Genomic DNA, 511 nt, shown 5'->3' on the forward strand with positions numbered 1-511 from the left:
GATGTGACGCAGTTTTGTCGACATCGGCTTGACCACGATTTCTTCGGTGTGGAACACGCCATCGACGACGATGCCAAAGGTCTGGCTGCCGACTTGCGTCACCACGATGAAGCCGTTCTCGGGATCGCTGGCCGCGCCGTCGTCGATCTTCAGGAGCTTCTTCAGATGGATCAGCGGCAGCAGCTTGTTGCGCAGACGCAGCACCGCGGTGTCCTTGATGCGCTCGATGCGGTGCTCGGAGTTGGCGCGGGCGCGGACCAATTCCACCACCGAGAGCTGCGGGATCGCAAAGCGGTCGCCGGCGGCTTCGACGATCAGGGCCGAGACGATGGCGAGCGTCAGCGGGATCTTGATGGTGACGGAGCTTCCTTCGCCCGCGACCGACTTGATGTCGATGGTGCCGCCGATCTGGTCGATATTGGTGCGGACCACGTCCATGCCGACGCCGCGGCCCGAGACCGAGGTGATGGCAGCGGCAGTGGAGAAGCCCGGCGCGAAGATGAACTTGTGG

The 511-nt window shown here is 63.4% G+C and carries 1 protein-coding gene; it reads right to left on the bottom strand.

Annotation, left to right across the window (positions count from 1 at the left end; genetic code table 11):
* A partial coding sequence (locus I6F24_RS37335; RefSeq protein ID WP_225156607.1) for a chemotaxis protein CheW occupies window positions 1-511 on the bottom strand: 511 nt, incomplete at both ends.

This window comes from Bradyrhizobium sp. BRP23, assembly GCF_020194135.1.
Classification (GTDB): Bacteria; Pseudomonadota; Alphaproteobacteria; order Rhizobiales; family Xanthobacteraceae; genus Bradyrhizobium; species Bradyrhizobium yuanmingense.